Source organism: Moraxella sp. FZLJ2109 (genome assembly GCF_024296965.1).
GTDB lineage: Bacteria > Pseudomonadota > Gammaproteobacteria > Pseudomonadales > Moraxellaceae > Moraxella.
On the sequence record NZ_CP101112.1, the window covers coordinates 899,931 to 918,476 of the forward strand.

13 protein-coding genes are annotated in these 18,546 nt (G+C 41.2%); 2 read left to right on the forward strand and 11 right to left on the reverse strand.

Annotation, left to right across the window (positions count from 1 at the left end):
• Nucleotides 1-65: 65 nt before the first annotated feature.
• The 9 genes from NKU06_RS04120 to plsB all read right to left on the reverse strand — a co-directional run bounded on the left by NKU06_RS04120 (nt 66) and on the right by plsB (nt 13,418).
• Nucleotides 66-1,463 carry a hypothetical protein gene (locus NKU06_RS04120; protein WP_254728935.1) on the reverse strand — a complete coding sequence of 466 codons (1,398 nt, stop codon included), beginning with the start codon at nt 1,461-1,463 and terminating at the stop codon, nt 66-68.
• A gap of 4 nt (nt 1,464-1,467) precedes the next feature.
• The gene (locus tag NKU06_RS04125) at nt 1,468-2,118 is read right to left on the reverse strand and encodes a tetratricopeptide repeat protein (protein WP_254728937.1); all 651 of its coding nucleotides are present in this window, start codon (nt 2,116-2,118) and stop codon (nt 1,468-1,470) included.
• Nucleotides 2,119-5,400 (reverse strand): tetratricopeptide repeat protein, encoded by a 3,282-nt coding sequence (locus tag NKU06_RS04130; RefSeq protein WP_254732142.1) that lies wholly within the window; start codon nt 5,398-5,400, stop codon nt 2,119-2,121. It abuts the gene before it with no gap.
• A 31-nt stretch (nt 5,401-5,431) separates the two neighbouring features.
• Nucleotides 5,432-6,265: a CatB-related O-acetyltransferase gene (locus NKU06_RS04135; RefSeq protein ID WP_254728940.1), complete on the reverse strand. Its 834-nt coding sequence runs from the start codon at nt 6,263-6,265 to the stop codon at nt 5,432-5,434.
• Between the two features lie 22 nt (nt 6,266-6,287).
• Nucleotides 6,288-7,100: a hypothetical protein gene (locus NKU06_RS04140; protein ID WP_254728944.1), complete on the reverse strand. Its 813-nt coding sequence runs from the start codon at nt 7,098-7,100 to the stop codon at nt 6,288-6,290.
• A gap of 169 nt (nt 7,101-7,269) precedes the next feature.
• Nucleotides 7,270-7,920 carry an autotransporter outer membrane beta-barrel domain-containing protein gene (locus NKU06_RS04145; RefSeq protein WP_254728945.1) on the reverse strand — a complete coding sequence of 217 codons (651 nt, stop codon included), beginning with the start codon at nt 7,918-7,920 and terminating at the stop codon, nt 7,270-7,272.
• Nucleotides 7,908-8,561: an IS1595 family transposase gene (locus tag NKU06_RS04150; protein ID WP_254728721.1), complete on the reverse strand. Its 654-nt coding sequence runs from the start codon at nt 8,559-8,561 to the stop codon at nt 7,908-7,910. Before NKU06_RS04150 ends, NKU06_RS04145 begins: the two co-directional genes overlap by 13 nt.
• 29 nt (nt 8,562-8,590) lie before the next feature.
• The gene (locus NKU06_RS04155) at nt 8,591-10,654 is read right to left on the reverse strand and encodes a S8 family peptidase (RefSeq protein ID WP_254728948.1); all 2,064 of its coding nucleotides are present in this window, start codon (nt 10,652-10,654) and stop codon (nt 8,591-8,593) included.
• Nucleotides 10,655-10,859: 205 nt separating this feature from the next.
• Nucleotides 10,860-13,418 (reverse strand): glycerol-3-phosphate 1-O-acyltransferase PlsB, encoded by a 2,559-nt coding sequence (gene plsB / locus NKU06_RS04160; RefSeq protein WP_254728949.1) that lies wholly within the window; start codon nt 13,416-13,418, stop codon nt 10,860-10,862.
• Between the two features lie 218 nt (nt 13,419-13,636).
• Between plsB and NKU06_RS04165 the strand changes: the two genes are divergently transcribed.
• Both NKU06_RS04165 and NKU06_RS04170 read left to right on the forward strand, forming a co-directional pair.
• On the forward strand, nt 13,637-14,593 hold the full coding sequence (locus tag NKU06_RS04165; RefSeq protein ID WP_254728952.1) for an acyl-CoA thioesterase II: 957 nt from the start codon (nt 13,637-13,639) through the stop codon (nt 14,591-14,593).
• Nucleotides 14,594-14,770: 177 nt separating this feature from the next.
• Entirely contained in the window at nt 14,771-15,949 is a 1,179-nt protein-coding gene (locus tag NKU06_RS04170; protein ID WP_254728955.1) for a DUF1615 domain-containing protein, read from the forward strand.
• Between the two features lie 103 nt (nt 15,950-16,052).
• On the opposite strand, the gene lptG is transcribed toward NKU06_RS04170, so the two are convergent.
• Together lptG and lptF are read right to left on the reverse strand one after the other, a co-directional pair.
• Entirely contained in the window at nt 16,053-17,147 is a 1,095-nt protein-coding gene (lptG, locus tag NKU06_RS04175) for an LPS export ABC transporter permease LptG (protein WP_253222783.1), read from the reverse strand.
• A complete protein-coding gene (gene lptF / locus NKU06_RS04180) occupies nt 17,144-18,346 on the reverse strand; it encodes an LPS export ABC transporter permease LptF (RefSeq protein WP_254728958.1) in 1,203 nt (400 codons plus the stop codon). Before lptF ends, lptG begins: the two co-directional genes overlap by 4 nt.
• Between the last annotated feature and the right edge of the window lie 200 nt (nt 18,347-18,546).

Sequence of the window (18,546 nt, forward strand, 5' to 3'; positions counted from 1 at the left end):
AAATTTGAACCATGCAACAACTTACAAATTATTGCCTGAATTTACAAAACAACAGCATTCGCACCTCAAATCGCAAATTTATTGGAGTAAAATGTTGGAAGTCCAACAAAAGCATCATCTATTTCGCAGTGGTGATTCTTCATTTTCGGAATCTTATCAATAATACGACACATCTCAGTATACACATTTTTCACACCCAACCCTTGGATCGGCACATGTTCATCTCCATAGCATTGGACTATCGTTAGATTTTTATCAGACCTATCAAGCAATCTCAATCCCAAATTATCCATACCATTATCTTTACTGACTACGATATAGGTTCTGGCCTTAAAATGCTCTTGATTTTGTAATCGCAATAGACTACTCTCCATTCCTAAACCTAAAGAAAACTGAATTTTATACAGATGTGCGATATAATTAGCATAATTAAAAAAGGGTATAGTTTGGGGAGAGAAGGCGAATACTAAATCAGCTTCCAATAACTGTCCATATAGCATTGCTGCATAGCCGCCAGATGATACACCAATACAAACTACTGTCTGATATTTATTTTTCACAATAATATCTTTAATATAATCCAAATATTCATCTCGATGCATATGTTGCCATGATGTATAAATATCATTTATCATCAGCATATTATACTGAGTATTTCTTTGAGCAAATCGAATGAAACTTGATTTAATATCTTTATTGTCATTCTTAATATCATCCAAATTATCTAAACGATATTTATCAAAATTCTTCTTAATTCTAAATGTTAGTCCGGAAAAGAAAATTAATAAAACATTATTAGCATCACTATGATGAATATATTCACACTCTACCTTAGGATCAAAAATTGGCTTACTAATATTTTTTCTTTCTAATGGTGGTTGATATTGCTTGCGTAGCTTATCCGCTCGCTCAAAATCGCCTATAGTTTCCGCCACTGCAATTCTTTCGGGTAAAAAGTCATATGATGGAAAATATTCCAAAATCTGCGGGTAAGATTTTTGAATCATTTTAACATAGTGACTCTCAAGAGCATCGAATTCTTTTAAATGCCATAATACATCCAAATAGCTAAAAGTAATATCTTGTATATTAATATTGAATTTTGCCACCAGTTTTAAGTACGCCTCTTTTGCTAATTGCCACTTACATTGACAATAAAGTGCAATAAAGTGCCACTCAAAAAATTTATACTCTTCTGGATATTGCTCAAGCAACAAACGACTAGTATTCTCCAGACTAAGTAGTTTATCGCATTTTTTTAGAAGTTTTAGATATTTGATCAAAATGCTTTTAGAATTTTGATTTAGTTTAGTTGCGACCGTCTCACACAGCCCAATACTATCTTGTTCTAGATTAATACAAACTTCCAAATAGTTTAAATATGCTTGTTCATTGGCAGAAAATTTATCAAAGTAGATCTCCCAACAGCTCTTGGCAGACCCCCATCTTTCGATGGTTTGCATCAGCCTAGCCAAACTCCAATATCCGCTCTCTCTGCGGAAAATTCTCAATTAGTAGCTTAAAATAACTTTCAGCCTTCTCAAACTGTTGTAAGTCTTTATAAATATGTCCAATCGCCCAATAGCTTTTAGGTTCTTTGGGAAATTTTTTCTTAACAAGATTCCATGCTGTCAAAGCTTCATTATATCTTGTTGCATCCTGCAAGCTTTCTGCAACACCTTGATAGCCACTCTGTCTTTCAGGGAATCTCTCAATTTGCTTTTGATACATTTCAATGGCTTTATCATAATCTTTTAGATTATTTTTATAGATATTTCCGATTGACCAATAAGCAAGGGTTGATTTTGGGAATTTGTCAGCAACTTCTTCCCAATGAGCCAGGGCGGATTCATAATCTTTTTGCTTTTCAAAAAATTGAGCAAAAAACTCCCAACCTGCCTGAAAGTCTGGATAATCTCTAACCAATCTTCGATACAAGTCCAGAGAATTATTACTAGCACCTATTTCTTGGTAGGCGATTGCCAAGCGGTGAATCACGCGGCGACGCTCATCACTTTGATGTATATCAGCAATATCAATGCCTTCGCCGCATTTAACCACCTTATCATAATCTCGATCAGCAAATGCTTGATGAAACTCGATTAACACAGCTTTCATTTAGAATCCTCTTGGGTTTTTAATCAGCCCCAATTCGACTAACTGCTGGCTATTGTCATATTTGGTAGTACCTTCAACATCGGTAAACTTACCTGTTTCAACAGATAACCGAATGTATTCTTTATAGGCATCACCACCACCAGAGTGTTCCTTTCTTTCAATATTTGCTTTCGCTTTTTTCTCAAAATCACCAACTAGTTTTAAGTGCAACAAACAAGAAGTGATATCAGCCACTTTTGCAGAAGTAATTAAATGGTTAGAGGCAATATGTTTTACCCCTTTCTTTCTCTTAATCAAAGGTGTTTTTGTACACCAGGTTGTCTGTCCATTTTTCTTATAGTAAAAACCTCCCGATACATGAATATAAGGACAATGTACATCACCCCTAAAATGATAATAATTACAAAAATAAGGAGATTTCTCAATCAAGTTATCACTAGATTTTATAGCTAATTGATGTTCCACATCTTCAGGATACATTGCTAACATAAATGAAGCTAAAGCTTCATAGCCATGTTCATCAAGATATTTGGTCAACTCTGGTAACTTTTTATTTTCAATATTTGGATAAACCAAATATTCATCCGCATCAATGACCACACACCAATTTCCCTGAGCATATTTATCCATTAGATAGTTACTCCAAGCCATGCCATCGCCTGCTTCTTTATAGCTAGAACTTGCCCAAAAATAATAAACATCAGGTTGTGCTAATAGATATTCTGCTGTCTCATCGGTTGAATTATTATCCGTAATAAAAAATTTATTTACACCAAGTTTACGATAATAATCCAACAAAAATGGAATATGTATCATTTCATTAAACATGGTACTAAACATTAAAATATCATCTTTTTCGACAATAATTTCTTTATCACCTTTATAGGTCAAATCACCAATATTACCATTCACACTCAAGATATGTTTTTTGTTAATAATTTCCTGCCAAATATCTTTTGATTTATCAAACTCACCTTCTTTTTGTGCAAGCCATGCCAATACTTTTAATGTATCGGGGTCATTTTGAGTTTTAGGAATAGTTTTAGCAACTTGTAATGCTTCATCTTCACGATTACATTTTAATAACCCCATAACAATAGTATTTTTTATCCATTTAAGATTGGGATTATCTTGTTTAATCTTATATAAGATATCAATTCCCTGATTTTGGACCTCTTTATTATAGGAATCCAACTTAATGTTAGCTACTTTAACTGCAATATCAACATTATCAGGATATAATTGATACAATTTCTCTAGATTAACCTTTTTATCGCTAAACTGATTAATCAGATTTCTATATTTAAATAAATTTTTAGCAGTATCATTATGTGGTAATATGGTATAAATACGATAAGCTTCTTCTTTTTCTCCATAAGCCACCAACGCATCTATCAAGCGTGCTATAATTAATTCATTTTTTTGAAATCTATTATAACCCTGTTTTAAAATATCAACTGCTTCTTTTTCTTTACGTTGCCCTGTATAAAGGTCAGCAAAACCCAAATAAACTCTTGCAAAGTTTGGATATTGTTCAATAACAGCTTTGAACTTTTGCTCTGCCTCATCAAATTTTTTAAGCTTAACCAATAAACGGGCTTTTTGATACTCCAACACTTCAGTGTTATCAAATACCAATTTTTCAAGTTTATCATACCCTTTTTGATAATCTTGACTACGATAAATTACATCTACCAATTCATCAAGCAACTGCACATTACTTGGGAAAATTCCAAAAGCTTGCTCAATAGTCTGAAAAGCTTTTTCATATTCAGACAAATTTTTATGGCAAATCGCTGCACCCAGATGACCATTAATCTTATCTGGCCACTTATCTTTGACTTCAAGCCATGCCTCAAGACTGCCTTGATGGTCACCCTGCTTCATCATGACGCGAGCCAGGCCAAGATAAGCATCAAAATAATTATTATTGACATGAATTGCGTCCTGATAAGCCTTCTTTGCTTTTGCTAATTCATTCAATTGTTGATAATTTTGGGCAAGTTCGATTTTTGCCGACATTTCCTTGGGGAATTTTTGAGTTAATTCTGTCCACAATAGTTCTGCTGTATGCAAATCTTTTTCTTTTTTGGCGATAAAAGGTAATAGAAAGTGAATATTATATTGATTTGGATATATATCCATGGCTAGCAAGACTATTTTTTTAGCTAAATCCAGTTCTCCGCTACGGATGTAGCTTTTACCCAGACCCAAGTATAAATCTTCAGGGATTAATGATTTATCTTCAGCCATATCAACAGCTTGTTGCCATATCCGATTAGAATCTAAATAATTATTAGCGTAAAATGCACTCTTGCCTGATACGAACAACTGATTGATTTTATGCTGCAGACTTATTATTTGTGCGTGATTTGAAATCTTTAGGTCAGTATTTCTTACAAGGTCAAGCTCACCACCCAAAGTTTTCAGCTTTTCTGCAGCTTTACTATATAGTGGAAATTGTCGATGTATATCCAGCCATCTAAAAAATGATTCTCTTGGTGCACTTTTTTCGGTATGTTCGGCATATTTTTCATATAATGAAAAATCAATTCCTTCATTTTGCTCACAAAATGTATGCCACATTTTTTTTGCACGATCGAACTCGCCTATGGACTCCGCTGTTTCTAAAGCGCCGAATAATGCCTCATCAGAATGTGGATATAAGTGCAACAGCGTAGCAAATCTCTGCAATTTAATATCTGCATTCTGAGCATTTTGTGCATATCTTAATAATAGTTGGTAATTATTCGCCACTTCAGACAAAGCAAATTGAAGATTATGATCAATAACTTCTGATGACTCTGTTTGCATAGCAACATCAACCTGGTTCAGAAACTCTTGCAGCTCTTCAGAAATCTCATTTTGACGGGATAGTTCTTGTTCTTTTAGTTTTTTTCTTTCTATGATTTTTGTTATATCACGAATATGTTGCTGAGCTTCGACATGATCTGGGTGCTGTCGCAACACCTTTTGCCAAGCAATAATTGCTGACTTATATTCACCCGTTTTTTCATCGTTAAAACCCTGAAGTTTTAATAAATTAACATCAGCAGGAAATTTTGCCAAGCCTTGATCAATAACCTGTTTTGCTTTCTTATATTCATGAGTGCGGTAATAACATTTACCTAAGTCTAAGTAAACGCTCAACAAGTCATCTAAGTTTTTATTTTGACAAAAATTAATAATAGGTTGCCAGGCCTTGATTGCTTGTTCATAGTTTTTTTGTCCAAAAGCCTGATAGCCAACATCAATCAATTGCTTAATATTGTTAATATCCATCACATAACTCACTTAAATACAAAACATTCAATTACAGTGCTGCACGCTGTCTTAAATCTTCGCCCATCAACCAATCATTATTTTGTTCAAAATGCCACGCCAAACGATTGTAATAATCTTTGCGCGCATCCTTATCGGCAGGCTCAAGGCTATTGATAACCATCTCATCCCATTCTAATACTTGAGTGGTAATTTTGCTCAAATGCTGCTTATTTTGATCAAGCCTATCCAAAAAATTGGGAGTGTTAGTAACATTGAGATAGGCTAAGTCATAGATATTGTAGTGCCACCATTCGCTATCCAGAAGTCTTGTAATCGTATCGTTATCAAAGCGCATGGCAATGATTTTGGCTGGATTGCCCTGTACGATTGCATAAGGGGGCACATCTTCACAAACAACGCTGCCCGCCTTAACAACAGCACCTGTGTGCAGTTTTACGCCTGCAATCAGAACACTATTCTGCTCAATCAATACATCGTGTTCAATTTCTACAAGCTGCTTTGCTTTTTGATATGAGATAATGTTATCTTCCTGCTGGTAATCAATTTTCTGAATCTCAGACGGTGCATACAGAATTGGATTGGTGGTCAAAAAATGCATGGGGCTGTTAGTATGAGCAATTTTAACATCACTTTCAATTGTACAATATCGACCGATCTTAACTAATCTTGGATCTAAAACAGAAGAATGTGAGAAACTAAACGCTCCTGCAGTGATTAGATTTCTCGAATCATAGATTCCTGCGTACTGCTCAATTTTATTGCCCACTGGAAAAAAAACACTTTTACCTGTAGTAGCGCTTGTAATGGCAATTTTTTTTCTATAAATCACTTCAAGAAATTTGTCTGTAATTACAACATCCATAACCTTTTCCCAATAATAAATTTTAACGACATGTACGCTGTCTAACCTTATTTTCCTCCATCAAATTGCCAATAAAGGCAAATGTATGGGGGTATAAGTCTTTATGGAATGTATTACGGGGAGGAATAAGCCCTTCGATTTCCTCCTGACGAATAGCATCCCAAACAATTTGCTGTGTTTTGACATAGTCTTGATGGTGGTCTTGTACACCATCTCTCATGAATTTGACATCCAAAACCGGGTAGTCTACAAGCGGGTTGGATAATTGAGGAGTCACATCAATAACTCTCATGGATGACTTGCATTTATCAATCATTAATTTATGCATTAATCCCCTTGTATGAATCAAGGCAGGCTTATGCTTATCCATATTAATCCAGTAGCTAATAGGCAGCTGCACTGGCGGATTGGCAAAAACAGCATAAATATTGTCGTGCTTAAAACCCATCGAAACTAGCAATTCTTTAAAGTAAATCAATCCCACTACAATTTCATCTACAAAAATATCAAATCTATTATTGAAATTAGGATCGTTCATTTTATAACGCAAAATAAAATCTATGTCAGAATTGCCAAAATTTAGAAAAATGATGGCATCACGACTAATATCTTTTAAGATCTCTGTTGTATAAGTAATATATGGTTCACGGTTTGCAGAACGTGCATTCCAACCACTTGCCCAAAAGGGATGATACTGAGGGTTATCACCAAAAATGTAATCAAACAACTCTGTAGATGAAGAACCCATTACAACGAGATCTTTGTAAGGCTTACTGCTTGCACTTTCTGCCGATTTAAGACCCCAGCCATTTTTAAATAGATTTTTTAGACTCATATTTATTTACCAATAAAATTTAAACCTAATTTAGGTTTCACAGCATTCTGGGTTATACAACCATGTTAAGATATCAAATTTAATGATAGTTACTTTTCATAAAATAGGCTGTCCCATATATTAGTCAATACTCCAATTAACGCTCAAAATATCGCCATCAAAGTCATTTCTAAAACTGCATATTGACCTCAAGAAGCCCGCTGGTACTCTTGTGCGTACTGGAAAAATTATGTTTCACACCGATTGCGGCATAAATACCCTCTGTGATCTCAAATTTAAAATCTGCACCAATCAACCCTCTTGTGCGAGGAACATCCCAGGATGTATTCATCGTGTTGCGTTGTTTAAGATCATGTTGCACTCCAAGCTCGCCTTGTATGAAGTGGGGCTTATTATAAGCGATTGGTAGCTTAAATCTACCATTTGCATATACCATGCCAAAGCTATCATTACTGTCGTCTTCACTCAATCCCAACGGATTGTTAGACTCTTCAAATGATTTTGTTTTTAGATGTTCAATCTGACCACCTACATCAAGACCAACCAATCCATATTTCAATTTATGCTCAATACCTGCTGATACACCCATTTGTAGCAGCTGTGCTTTTTGTATCGCATGGGCATTGCTAATTTCACTTACTGTATCAATCTGTCTATTGACTGTATTTTTGATATTATAGCCACCAAGATATGCACCAACGGTAGTTGGCCCCACATCTGTTGTTGCATGCAGACCAAATCCATTGCTGTCAATCTCAGAAGCCCCCATATATTCATTATTAAAATAGGGGCTGTAGTAGATAAGGTCTAAATCCCACACCATTTTCTCAATATTTTAAGCTGATTAGATGGTGTACTGTAGTTAAATCTAAACTCACATTCTTTGATAAAAAGATGGAAGTTTTTCTTGTCAATGCCATTGTATTTTCTAAGTACTCGTTTAGCTTGAGACCAGAAATTTTCAATGCCGTTGATGTGGTTGTGGTCTTTGACAAACTCTTTGGAATGATTGATGCGAAAGTGTTTAAACTCACTCACATCAAGAGCATTATAGCTTCTGTAACTATCTGTGTAAACGATGCTATCTGGCTTGATTTTGCTTGAGATGATAGGCATTAAGGTGCTTTGCTTGGTATCTTTTACCACAACAGTATAAACCTTGCCATTACGCTTCAAAAGACCAAATACAGCTGTTTTACCACCAGCGCCACGACCTCGCTTACCTTTGCGAATGCCACCGAAGTAGCTTTCATCAAGCTCTACTTCACCATCAAACAAAGTGTGAGCTTCAAGGTTGAGATTATATTCTATCACAAGTCTGATTTTGCGGTAAAATAAAGCTGCTGAATTGTGCTGAATGCCAAGCAAATCACTTGCTGTTCTAGCAGTAACTTGTGCAACAAAAAATTCAAGCAGTTTTATTTGAACTTTTTTACTTAATTTACAACGAGTTATCTTCATGTTTGTAGTATAGCATAAGTGCTAATCTACTACAGCCCCTTAAAATATTCTGACCATTTTTGTTGATTTTTACCCATGACCAATCCGACAGTGGCATAATCTAATGGGAAAAAAGCTCCTAGCACCACTTGATGGCCACTATTGTCAGCTTTTAAATCATGGCTTGGCTTCATTTGACTGTCAAAGAATTCAGTTTGGACAAAAATTCCTGAACCATCTTCGTTTTTTAGTTGGTAAGAAGCACCCAAATCGCGCAATGCTTTACTTGCCGCTCTGTGAATATTTGCCGTTTCTAAAATTGCTGCATTTAGAGAATTTTGATATATCCCCCCTCCCAAACTATACAAACTTTTACCCAGTTCTGTCGAATTATAGGAGTTATAAATTGCACTTAAATTTCTATTTAATGAATCATTATGTTTTTCATCTAAGCCAACAATCGAGTCTAATTTTGCTGCGCCATTGTTTATGACATTTAGTGCATCTGAACTAACATCAAAACCTTTGATCACTTCTTGTGCTGGATTTCTAGTAATCGTAATGCCAACAAGATTTTTTTGATAATCTATATTAGATGAGTACATCAAAGGTGCCACAATATTGTTGAAATTGCCAGTTTGCACACCTCCGATGTGAAGCAACGTCTCGACTTTACTAGGAATCTCCTGAGCGATTATCGCATCAAGATTATCGATATCAACCACCCCAGCCAGCTGCGCATCGCCTGATATATAAACATTTTGATTTGCTGCAAGCTTGGTTACTGCCTTATCTGATAAAGTTAGGTCCCCCACCTTTAGTCCATTTCGTAAATTTATACTTCCACTTTGGACGAAAACATTAGACGCACTACCAACACCACCTAGCTCGCCAGTATTATTAATGATTACATTACCTGTATACTGTTTGTTGATATTTAATACGCCTTCATCAATTTTTATACCTCCGGCAAAAGTATTCGTACCATCAAGATTTAATGTGCCTACGCCTGTCTTTTTTAAACTACCTGTGCCAGAAATGTTATTGCTAAAGCTATAAACACCTTCAGTGACATTTGTTTCTAATTCACCAAAAGGTAATTGTTTCATGCCTTTAATGGCGCTGGCAACATTAATCGCCCCCCAGCCATATTTTGATCTATCACCCAAATCATCGGCTGTAGTCAACAAGATAGTTCTAAGCACATCATTGCTTGCCCAAGGATATTTTTGCTTTAATAAGGCGGCTGCACCCGAAACTCTTGGTACAGCAAACGAGGTACCAATATATGTCCAGGTCCCGTTTTTCGTTGGTGCTAAATATGTGCCTGGTGCAGCCATACAAAAGTCGGCTGCCATGCCACAAGCATTTGCATAACTCGCCAAAGTCTTGTCATTTTGAGAGTTATAAGCAGTCACAGATATCCAACCTTGCTTGAGCTCAGGATTAACCACCATTGCTAGGGCGTCAAGCTTTGGGTTTGGAAATTTATCATTTGCAGTAGACTCAATAATCAGTGAACCATTTTCTATAATAGCACTCTCCAGTGCCTTTACCACAGGTTCAATTCTTCTGCGGTTTTCTGGCGTGTCAACTGCCTCAGAATAGATATACCCTCGGGAAAAACTGATAATATCAGCCTGTTTTGAAGCTTCAAGCAGACTGGCATCAATAACACTGGGATCATTTAGAGCATCTGGACGATAATATCTTGCATCAATAAGGGTTGCTCTAGAGGCAATACCTTCATTTTTATCAGCAATCACTGTAGCAACATAATCACCGTGTAAATCGCTTGAAACACCAGTTCCAAAAGTCGAATCTACAACACCTCCAAAATTCTTACGATCATTAATCCCTGTGTCTAAAACTGCAACCTTAACACCCGTGCCATCTAAGCCTTCAGCTCGAGCTAAATCAACTCCTAAAGACTCATTGGTTCTAAGTAAAGATAAATGTGTTTGGCTTTGAGAAACAGAGGGATTATTTAGCCACCATTGCGTGCCATACCCTGCCTGTGATGGCGGTAGTGTACTAGCAAAGGCCATTTGCTGAGAGATTATAGCAACCAAAACGCCTAGGAGTGTCGGTCGCATAAAAGGAATGGTTTGCATATAACACCTATCGCAATATTCAACCAAAATTTCCGCAAAGAAATAAAATAATTTTGTATTATACTTTATTTCCTATTATTAAGCACGTCAAGCTTTATAAAAAAATATTTATCATACCTTTAGAGCATGTATCCATAGGATTTCCTTCAATCAAGCAGGTTTGTATATGCCAGTACAGTTACCAAGCCTACATTCCTTCGCCACCCTACCGCCACCGCTTCTTCTTAATCTCCTGCATCGCAAGCTCAATCTCATCATGGCTTAGGCTTGCCGTGTGGCGTAGTAGCTGCATCATATCAGGATGCAGGACGAACTTGGCATGCTCAGCGATCTTATCGATGCGTTCATCGAAGGTCAGCAGCCCCGTCTTGCCATCGATGGTGACATAGCCGACGCGCACCAGCGTATCGATAAAGCTTGTGAACAATGCCTTATCAAACATATCTGGCAGATCATCAGCATGTAGCACTGACACACGCTGACCAAGCACATAGCACAGATTGACCACCTGCTCGGTATTTAGGCGGTTTGAGCCTTGCTCAGACAGCAGTGTCAGCGCCATAAAATAGCGCTCAAGGCTTTGCTGCGCTGGGCTTGCCAGTACCATCAGCTGTTGATAGGCTTCAGAGTTGCCCTCGGGGCTACCGACCACGCCATCACCCAGATCGACGATGACGCCACGCTCAATGAGCAGATTTAGCACGCGTTCGGCTTGGGTGGCGATATTGCGTAGGGCAGTTTTTAGGAACAGCTCACTTTGTAAAAATGGATACAAAAGCTCGGTGATGCTCTCAAGCTTCTCACGGTAGATACGGCCATTTCGCTGCACTAGTGCCGCAAGGAAGCTTGCGATGATAAACACATGCAAGATATTATTTCTAAAATAACTCAGTAGCGGTGCTTGCTTATCCGCCACACGGATCATATCACCTAAGATATGCGGTGTGCGCTCGATGAGCTTAAGCTTAATGCCGTATTCTAAGATCTCTTTTGGGCTCATATCGGTAACATGAGTATCAGGATCATAAGGCAGTGCTTGGGCGATGTGCTGATACAGCTTGATTTGCTCTAGGCACTGCGCTTCATCAAGTGCAGCATTGGGTGTGGACAACAGCACCAATGCCAGCAATGACACAGGATTGACCACAGCGGCTTTGTTGATGTTTTGCATCACTTTGACACCAAGGTTTTGTACCATGGCGTGCGTCTTGGCGGTATTCTCATCACTACCGTCTTGGATGGTGACATCAAATTTTGCCATAAAATCATTGAGATACAGCGGCTCACCAAATGCCAAATGCACCGTACCAAAAATTCGCTCAATCTTGCGGGCAGTTTTTAGCAATCCTAATAAGCTCTCGCTTTCTTTTGGCTTGCCTTTGAGCTCGCCGACATAAGTCGCCCCTTCCATGATACGCTCATAACTGATATAAGTCGGGATAAAGACCACAGGCTTGGCAGGCTCACGCAGATGGCTATTGACCGTCATCGCCAACATCCCAAGCTTTGGCGGTAGCAGACGACCCGAGCGAGAACGCCCCCCTTCGATAAAGTACTCAATCGGTGCTTGGCGCTGCATCAGGCTGTGTACATATTCTTTGAACACCGTGCTGTACAAGGCATTGCCCTTAAAGCTACGACGCATAAAGAACGCACCGCCACTACGCAGCAGCTCACCAAGCACAGGGATGTTGAGATTCTCACCAGCAGCGATATGGGGAATACGCAAGCCACGCTTATAAATCACATAAGATAATAATAGATAATCAATATGGCTACGATGACAGGGCACATAGACGATTTGATAATCAGGCGCAAGCGCACGCACACGCTCAAAGTGACGCACTTCGACACCATCATACAGGCGCGTCCATAGCCAAGTTAAGAAATGGTCAAAAAATCTCACCACCGAATGTGAATAGTCGCTTGTGATTTCGCCAAGATAGCCTTGGGCTTCTGCTTTGACGGCGGCGATGGATTTGCCGGTCTCGGTAGCGTGCTTTTCGATAGCGGCGGTCACTACAGGCGATGACAAAATCGTACCGGCGATATTGCGCTTATCCGATAAGTCAGGGCCGATGATGCTTGTTCGCTGTTTGTCTAGATAGCCCTTTAGACGCATGGCGATGGTCGTGGTCAAATCATCGCCCACGCCTGCTTTGGCGTCATGGATAAGTGACTGCAAATCCTTAGGCTCGCTAAATCGCACAAAGGTATCACGACCCATCACACCGATATTAAACAGCTGTTTTGCCTTAGACGGTGATTCCCATTCATCCGCCATCATCAGGCGAAACAGTGATTCTTCCTTGTCAGGCGCACGCCCCCACAAGATGGTCACAGGCACGACTTGCACCTTGAGCTCAGGATTTGCCAAGCACGCCTGAATCAAGCGTTCCAATCGTGGCACCGTCGTCTGGCGTGTGCTGTCCGAGCGACGATCTTTCAAAAAAATCATCGCCGAAGTCTCATGAATGCCATCGGCACGCACTTCGGCCAGTGCCGATGGTAAGCCAAGTTCATCAGTCTGCATCCCAACAAGCAGGCTGTTTGATCGAGAATAAGTACGGATCACATAAAAGGTCGGAATCGTCGGATCAAGCACAGGGGTTTCGCCGATGACCGTCGGTTTGACCGCCAAGGATAGGCCTTTGGCGGATAGCTGTCGATAGGAGCTCGGCGTTTGGTTGCTGGGCGGTTTGCTTGCGGCAGGCTTGTCAGCCGTCGATATCTTCGACGACAACCAATTGGGCAATTTGAACATAAAAAGTCACCAAAACTGTGCGATAAATAATTCAATCCGATGAATCTACTGCGGATATCGATGGCAATCCGTACGACTCTGCTAGATTTGTTTGTACCAAAATGACTTTTCATTCTAACATTTTTTTGTGTTTTTTGGCTGATTTTGGATCAAAAAATGCTATACTTTTTGCTAAATTTTGATTTGTATTGATTTTTATTTCGCATAAAGGATGTGTCATGGCTGCCAAAACCGCTTATGAAAACTATCTCAACGATACCACCCTGCCTGAAACTGGCATCGATGCACTGCTAGAAGTGCTTAAACTGCGTCAAGATGGCGATGATACCTTTGTGGGCGATAGTATTGATTTTGTTGGGCCGCGTGTCTTTGGTGGTCAGGTGTTGGCACAGGCACTGTTATCAGCGGCGTATACCTTGGAGTATGATAAGCCTTGCCATAGTCTGCATGGCTATTTTTTGCGCGGTGGTGATATTCGTCTGCCCATTACTTATCAAGTGCGTCGTCTGAGAGATGGCCGCAGCCTGTCAGCTCGTGAAGTCATCGCTGTGCAGTATGTCGAAGGACTGGATAAAAATGGTCAAAAGGTGACCAAAGAGCAAGTGATTTTTTCGATGATTGCATCATTTTCGCCGATGGAAGGTGGTCTTGAGTACCAAGGTCGGATGCCAAGTTATCCTGCACCCGAGACACTCCAGACCGAGCAGCAACTCAAACACACTTTGGTTGATAAGGTGCCAGAGCCACTCAAGCTTCGCTTCATGCGTGAGCGTCCGATTGAGATGCGTCCAATCCATCCCCAAGATCCGATCAATCCGGCACCAACTTATCCCCGCCATGCGTTTTGGGTGCGTGCGTATAAGCTTGGCGAACAACCTGTCGCCATTCATCAAGCAGTACTGGCATTCATTTCGGATTATTATTTGGCAGGGACATCACTACTTGGTCATGGACTGACACTCACCACCCCCGGTATGCAGATGGCGAGTATCGATCACAGCATGCACTTTCATCGCCCCTTTGATGTCACAGAATTTTTGCTTTATGATATGTGGAGCGACACCACAAGCCATGCCAAAGGGCTCAATCATGGTCAGTTTTGGCAAAACGGTCATCTCGTCGCCAGCACTCAGCAAGAATGTCTGATGCGAAAGCACCCTGTCACAGATGTCTGATGGCAAAATAACCAAAACAACTTGGCAGATGCCCAATCGCAAGGCGTCTGCCGACTGCTAGCTTTAGAATCTTACGCATTGGTTAAATTTTGTGCCGATGTCTTGACCGCTTTTTTTGCATCCCTTAAGATATATCACCTTGTGCCGATTGGCGCTGACTTTCCGTGGTGATGACCGATGACCAAGCCTCTTATTCGCACACTAAAACTAACCCTACCACTTGCAGTGATGACTCTGCTAGGCGGTTGTGATTTTATCCAAAATGCCGTCCCAAGCAACAGCAGCGCACTCAGCGACAAACAAATCGCCAAACTCATCCCACATCGTGTCAGCGCTCGTGACAGCTGGGCATCAGATATCGCTCGCATCTATGGCGAGCTTAACATTCCGTTAAGCACCCAAAATGTCTGCACCGCCATCGCCATCATCGATCAAGAATCCAACTTTCATGCCAACCCTAGCGTGCCCAACCTTGGTAAGGCTGCCTTATCCGCCATTGATGATAAGCTTGAAGACAAGCTTGGTAAAAATCTGGCGCCAGTGTTTCGCAATATGCTCGAAACCCGCCCCACCAAACAAAACAACTTCATCAAACAAATCCAAGCGGTCAAAACCGAGAAGCAGCTTGATGAACTATACCAAGAAATTTTTGATTATTTTACAAAGACTTATAAAGTATCGGGCATCGCTAATATCACCAAGCTATCCGGTCAAGGCATCGATGAGCGCATCAACCCCGTGACCACGCTCGGCTCCATGCAGGTGCATATCGACTACGCACGCGACCATCGCCGCCAGAGCATGAGCGATCGCGATTTGCGCAGTGATTTGTACACCCAATACGGTGGTCTGTACTACGGTATTCATCGCTTGATGATGTATCAAGCCAGTTATGATAAGCCCTTGTATCGCTTCGCCGACTACAACTCTGGGATGTACTCTAGCCGCAATGCTGCCTTTCAGCAGCGTGTGGCGACTTTGAGCGGTATCAAGCTTGCCATCGATGGCGATCTTTTGCTGTATAAAGACGGTGATGCCATCAGCCAAAAATCCACCACCGAACAAGCAGTGATCAAGCTACTCACCGCCAATCAATCAGGCTTAAGCGAGCGACAAATCCGCGCCGATCTGCGTAAAGAAAAACGCCAAGATTTCGAAAAGACGCGCACTTATCAAGCCGTCAGCGATCTGTTCACCAAAAAAATGGGCAAAAACCCAAGCTATGCGATCATGCCACAAGTCACCATCTCAGGGCCGAAACTGTCGCAAGATTATAATACCAATTGGTTCGCCACACGCGTCGATAAACGCTATCAGACTTGTATGGCAACGGCTAAGCAGTTAAAGCTGGTTTGATGATTTTAAAAATGTTTGAAAAAATGGTTTAAAAAACTCATCCACAAAAAAGCAATCTTGATACCAAAAGATTGCTTTATTTTCAAATAAACAACTTATCTTCTTAGCCAGAACGCTTATTCAATAAATACACGCCTGCCAATGCACTGATGACAATGGGCAAAAAAGCCATCAACATCGGCGAAAATCCAGTCGCCAACGCGATAAAGCCTACCAAATCGGTCAAATAACTGAACAATAGCCCTGTTAATAATGCCAAGACAATGCGCAGACCTAAGCTTTGGGATCGCAATGAGCCAAAGACAAAGGACGATGCAAGCAGTACCAATGACAGCACCGAGAACGGCATGAACAGCTTTTGCCAAAAGGTGACTTCATGACGAAGCGAGCGCGTGCCTTGGCTTTTCATCAGCTGACGATGCGCGTACAGATCAGTCATCGACAGCTCTTCAGGATCACGCGTGAGTAGATAAATGTCCATCGGCGCAAGCGGCAAAGATAAGGTCGCATAATCGCTGTGACTTTGGCTGACGCCTGTTGGATGAATGCTCAGATGATTGATGTTATTAAGCTGCCAAGTATAGCGACCGCCCGCATCGGCTTGTGGTTGATACACACCGCTTTGGGCGCGCATCACTGTGGTCAGATTGCCATCGATACGCTGATAACGCTTGACTTCACCGAGCTTGCCATCACTATCAGCATAGCTGATGTAGGTGATGTCTTCGGTCTTGTCATGCTGATTGACCGTCCAGTAGCCATTGATGGTGATCAGCCGCTGATCGGTTTGGTTTTTGCCCACCAAAGACGCTTGATGATTGGCACTTGGCACGACAAACTGCCCCACGCCAAGCGAAATCAGCACAAACAACATCGCAGGAATCATCACCCAGCCGATGATGCGATAAATGCTCAAACCTGCTGCACGCATCACCACAAGCTCACTGTGATTGGCAAGCAAACCCAAGCCCACCACCGCGCCAAGCAGCGTCCCAGTCGGCAAAAACTGCGTCAAAAAATACGGCGCACGATAATAAATAAAGGTCATCGCATCCATCAGCGTATAAGTGTCGCTGACATCTTCAATCTCTGCCAAATACGCAAACAGAATCTGCAAAAGCCACAAGCCAATCACCGCCGCCGTCATCGAAAGCAGCGCCGAACGCATCACATATCGGGGTAATAGCCAAGCTTTCATGATAACTTCTCACTGGTATGGCGACTTAGGCGCATTCTTGCCATCAGGCGTTCATGATAATTCAAATACAGTGCAAAAGCGAACATCAGCACGATCGCTACAGGGTAGATTGCGACCGAGATTTTGCCTTTGGACACGGTGTCTTTGAGCGAAATAATCACCATCACACAAGCAATGTAAATGAACAAAGCAGGCACAAGCTTTAGCCATCTGCCTTGGCGCGGACGCACATAGGACAGTGGTGTCGCAATCATCACCGCAAGCAGCATCATCCACGGCAGACTCAGCCGATAGCCAAGCTCAGCATAGGCTTCATTGACATTCTCACGGCTGATGTCGCCTGTGATCATGCCGATCAGTGATGGCGTGGCGATGCCTTCGATGCGCATCGCTTCGGTATCAGGCAGCGCGCCTGTTGCGATGGTGATGCGATAGCGTTCAAAGCCGATTTGGCTATAGCGGCGTGTCAGCGGATCGACTTCATAGCGGCGACCTTGGTGCAGATCCAGCTGGATTGAGCCGTCCGAGCTTGCGACTTGGGTGGCAGAGCGCGCGAAAATCAGTGAATCGTATTGGCTTTTATAATTCTCTGGAATATTCTGTAAGGCAGCCGCGTCATCGCCTTGTAGCTCTTGGTGAGCGATCGGTGCGCTTGTTTTGTCCTTGGGCATCTGCACGACGATGACATCATGCAGCGACTCACGGCGCGCGCCGATTTCATTGACATACAGATGATAATCGCCGCTACTGATGAACTGCTTGGGCTGAATGATGTCGAACACCTGCGTCATCGACTGCTCAGTCCAGATATTGGTCGCGCGCTCCATGCCCCATGGCTTGGCAAATAGCGTGATCGCTGCTTCGATCAGCATCATCACGATCACAAGCATCGACAGCATCCGTGCCAATCGCCCGCGACTGATACCACTGCTATTAATCACCGCCATCTCATGATCAGAATACATCCGTCCAAACACGAGCATCAAAGCGATAAAGAACGACAAAGGCAAAATCAACTCAAGAAAAAATGGCAAATTATAGCCGATTAGACTAAATAGTACGCCTACATCCAAGCCGCCTTCTGCCGCCATGCCAAAATAGCGAATTAAACGACCGCCAAGCAGCATCACCACCAAAAAACCGACAACTAAGGCGGTGGTGATGGCAACTTGATTGGTCAGATAGCGACGCAAAATCACAAATACGATTCCAAAAATTCAATAAGATAAACCGCTTATCATACCAAAAAATCGCGGTAGTTTTAAGCGATTTGGCAAGTTTATTTTCATCATCCATCAATCGCCAAACCAATTGGCAACTGAATGGATCGTCTGTCAGGCAGCCTGATTCAGATTTTACAAACTCGTTGTGATTTTTAAGTTGCTAGACCCAAAAATTA

What these genes read in the sequence shown, in the direction of transcription:
- NKU06_RS04120 (WP_254728935.1), bottom strand. Translation starts at nt 1,463, where the DNA reads ATGCAAACCATCGAAAGATGGGGGTCTGCCAAGAGCTGTTGGGAGATC.
- NKU06_RS04125 (WP_254728937.1), bottom strand. Translation starts at nt 2,118, where the DNA reads ATGAAAGCTGTGTTAATCGAGTTTCATCAAGCATTTGCTGATCGAGAT.
- NKU06_RS04130 (WP_254732142.1), bottom strand. Translation starts at nt 5,400, where the DNA reads ATGGATATTAACAATATTAAGCAATTGATTGATGTTGGCTATCAGGCT.
- NKU06_RS04135 (WP_254728940.1), bottom strand. Translation starts at nt 6,265, where the DNA reads ATGGATGTTGTAATTACAGACAAATTTCTTGAAGTGATTTATAGAAAA.
- NKU06_RS04140 (WP_254728944.1), bottom strand. Translation starts at nt 7,100, where the DNA reads ATGAGTCTAAAAAATCTATTTAAAAATGGCTGGGGTCTTAAATCGGCA.
- NKU06_RS04150 (WP_254728721.1), bottom strand. Translation starts at nt 8,561, where the DNA reads ATGAAGATAACTCGTTGTAAATTAAGTAAAAAAGTTCAAATAAAACTG.
- NKU06_RS04155 (WP_254728948.1), bottom strand. Translation starts at nt 10,654, where the DNA reads ATGCAAACCATTCCTTTTATGCGACCGACACTCCTAGGCGTTTTGGTT.
- plsB (WP_254728949.1), bottom strand. Translation starts at nt 13,418, where the DNA reads ATGTTCAAATTGCCCAATTGGTTGTCGTCGAAGATATCGACGGCTGAC.
- NKU06_RS04165 (WP_254728952.1), top strand. Translation starts at nt 13,637, where the DNA reads ATGGCTGCCAAAACCGCTTATGAAAACTATCTCAACGATACCACCCTG.
- NKU06_RS04170 (WP_254728955.1), top strand. Translation starts at nt 14,771, where the DNA reads ATGACCAAGCCTCTTATTCGCACACTAAAACTAACCCTACCACTTGCA.
- lptG (WP_253222783.1), bottom strand. Translation starts at nt 17,147, where the DNA reads ATGAAAGCTTGGCTATTACCCCGATATGTGATGCGTTCGGCGCTGCTT.